Annotated in this window: 4 protein-coding genes; 2 read left to right on the forward strand and 2 right to left on the reverse strand. The window is 71.4% G+C overall.

The genetic code is table 11. From position 1 onward, the window contains the following. Both bsaP and HUW36_RS29785 read left to right on the forward strand, forming a co-directional pair. Positions 1-122, forward strand: a 122-nt coding sequence (gene bsaP / locus HUW36_RS35575) for a biotin synthase auxiliary protein BsaP (protein WP_484502610.1), incomplete at its 5' end; no start/stop codon positions are given. A 3-nt stretch (positions 123-125) separates the two neighbouring features. After that, positions 126-632, forward strand: a complete 507-nt coding sequence (locus HUW36_RS29785; protein ID WP_174531142.1) for a GNAT family N-acetyltransferase — start codon at positions 126-128, stop codon at positions 630-632. Between the two features lies 1 nt (position 633). On the opposite strand, the gene HUW36_RS35355 is transcribed toward HUW36_RS29785, so the two are convergent. Next, positions 634-849: a GNAT family N-acetyltransferase gene (locus HUW36_RS35355; protein ID WP_425487279.1), complete on the reverse strand. Its 216-nt coding sequence runs from the start codon at positions 847-849 to the stop codon at positions 634-636. Between the two features lie 439 nt (positions 850-1,288). Further along, a partial coding sequence (locus HUW36_RS29795; RefSeq protein ID WP_174531143.1) for a non-reducing end alpha-L-arabinofuranosidase family hydrolase occupies positions 1,289-2,918 on the reverse strand: 1,630 nt, incomplete at its 5' end.

Raw genomic sequence — 2,918 nt, forward strand, 5'->3', positions numbered from 1 at the left:
CGGCGGCCCGGGCGCTGGAGCCGCCGCGCTGGTGCGCGTCCTGCCGGCGGCGGATGAAGGTGCAGGTCGTGCCGACCGGTTGGTCGGCGGTCTGCGTCGAGCACGGCGAGCGGCGGGGCTGAGCGGTGCTGCGGGGACGGGCGGTGACGCTGCGACCGGCGACGGACGCCGACGTGGCCGCGCTGGCCGAGATCCGGGCCACCCCGGAGGTGCGCCGCTGGTGGCGCGGCGGCGACGACCTGGCCGGGGCGGTCCGCGCCGACCTGGCCGACGAGGAGCTGACCGTCTACGCGATCGAGCACGAGGGCCGGTTGGTCGGCGCCATCCAGTGGTACGCCGAGACCGACCCGGACTACCGCCACGCCAGCCTGGACATCTTCCTCGACCCGGCGGCGCGCGGCGCCGGGCTGGGCGGGGACGCCGTCCGCACGCTGGCCCGGCATCTGGTCGACGAGTACGGCCACCACCGGTTCACCATCGACCCGGCGGCGGCGAACACGGCGGCGATCCGGGCGTACGCGAAGGTGGGGTTCCGCCCGGTGGGCATCATGCGCCGCTACGAGCGCGGGGCGGACGGGCGCTGGCACGACGCGCTGCTGATGGACCTGCTCGCCGAGGACCTGCGCGACTGAGTCAGCGGGTGGCGATCCAGTACCGGCGCAGCCGGCCCAGCTCGGTGTCGCGGACGTCCTCCAGCACCCCGCCGTGCCGCTCGATGGTCCGCGCCGAGGCGGTGTTCTCCACCTCGCAGGTGACCAGCACCGGGTCGATCCCCCGCCGGGCCGCCTCGGCGAGCGCGGCGCCGAGGGCGAAGGTGGCCAGCCCGCGCCGCCGGGCCGAGGGGCGCACCCCCGTAGCCGATGTGGCCGCCGGCCTCGCGGAGGAAGTCGTTGAGGCGTAGCCGCAGCGAGATCGCGCCGAGCACCTCGTCGTCCTCGACGATCCACCAGTAGAGCGCCGGCACCATGCCCTCGGGCAGCCGGGACTCGTCCTCCCCGGCGCGCAGCCCGTCCACCCAGGCGGCGAAACCGACCGGCGTGTCGACGTCGTCGGTGGGACGTAGCCCCGAGCCGTCCTGGTGCACGCCACGCCCCCACTCGTCGCGGGCGGCCAGCCAGGAGCGGTGCAGGCGGGTGGTCGGGGCGATCAGATCGGGCATGCCGGGAGGCTATCGGGGTGGCCGGTGGGCGGTCGCCCCGAATTCAGCCGTCCCCGGCCCACCGGACAGCGTGCCCGGCACCGTACGGGGGCCGGGCACGCTTCGGTGCTCCGCTGACGGATCCGGCGTCTAGCGCTGGAGGGTCAGCACCGCCGGCCGCCACGGCAGCAGGTTGTAGTCGCCGCCCGCACCCGGGTTCTTGCCCTGGTAGAGGAACTGGAGGTTGCAGGCGTCGACGGTCTTGGTCTGGTCGGGGTTGGTGCGGACCAGGTCACCGTGGCTGATGTCGTTGGTCCACGTCGCGCCGCTGTTGGCCTTGCCGGCGAACGGGTTGCTCTCGGTGGCGGCCTGCGGGGTCCACGAGCCGCTCAGGCTGGTCGACGTGAACGACCGGAAGTAGCGTCCCTGGCTCCCGATCGCCTCGACGATCATGAGGTACTGGTTCTGGCCCGCCACCTTGTAGACCTCGACGCCCTCGAACAGGTTGTTCGTCGAGTCGGTCATGACCGTCGTGTAGGTCGAGCCGAAGCTGCCCGGGAAGTTCCCCAGCGGCATGCTCGACCGGTAGATCTTGCCGTTGTCCCCGGCGAAGAACAGGTACATGTTCTGGTCGTCGCCGATGAGCGTCTGGTCGATCACGCCGTACGGGGCGTCCGGCAGGGTGGCGGTGGACAGCGTCTGCGCCGAGGACCAGCCGTTGGCGTTCGTCGGGTCGCTCGACGTCTTGTAGCTGAACGAGGTCGGTCCCCACTGGTACGCCAGCACCCAGATGTTCTTCGGCGCGAAGTACAGCAGCGTGGGCGCCACGGTGCCCTGGCTCATCCCGGTCTGGCCGGCCGAGGCCATGTCGGACCAGTTGGTGAACAGGCTGAAGTTCATCGAGCCGTACTGGCCGCTGCTGTTGACGTTCGACCCGTAGACCAGGTGCTTGCCGTTGTAGACCACGTTGGTGAAGTCCTTGAGCGAGACCCAGCCGTTCTGCGGGTTCGCCAGCGCGCCGGTCGACGACCACCGGTAGGTCGACGGGAGCGCGCAGCCGCCCGGCGGCGGCGTCGTGGTCGGCGGCGTCGACGTCGGGGGCGTGGTGCCGCCGAAGTCGGTCCGCCACTGCTGGTTGGCCTGCCCGTGGCAGTCGTACAACTGGACCTGCTGGCCGTTGCCGGTGCCCCAGACGTCCAGGCAGCGGCCGGACTGCACGCCGCTGATGGTGCCGTTGGAGTTGACGTTCCACTGCTGGTTCGCCTGGCCGTTGCAGTCCCAGATGATGATCGCGGTGCCGTTCGCGGTGGCCGCGCCGTTCGCGTCGAGGCACTTCGAGCCGTAGACCATCAACTGCTTGTTCGAGGTGTACGTCCACTGTTGGTTCGACTGGTTGTTGCAGTCCCAGAGCTGGACCCGGGTGCCGTTGGTCTGGGTGGCGTTCGGTACGTCGACGCACCGGCCCGACTGCACCCCGACGATCCGGCCGGTGCCACCGCTGGGCGGCGGTCCCGTGGTCGGGGTCGTGGTCGGCCCCGACGTCGGGGCGGCGGCGTTGAGGGCGTTGAGGACCGAGGTGTACGCGGCCTTCTTGTTGCCGCCACCGTCGAACAGCAGCGGGTTCTCGTTCGAGCGCCACGAGTCGCTGTCCCGCACACCCCACACCGTGATCCCGATGCATCGCGGCACGTTCAGGCACGCCTGCGTCAACCCGGCGTACTGCGACGTCGAGGCGTTGGTGACGTCGACCTCGGTCAACGCCACGTCCACACCCAGCGCC

It is taken from the genome of Micromonospora maritima, assembly GCF_902825405.1.
Taxonomy (GTDB): Bacteria; Actinomycetota; Actinomycetes; order Mycobacteriales; family Micromonosporaceae; genus Micromonospora; species Micromonospora maritima.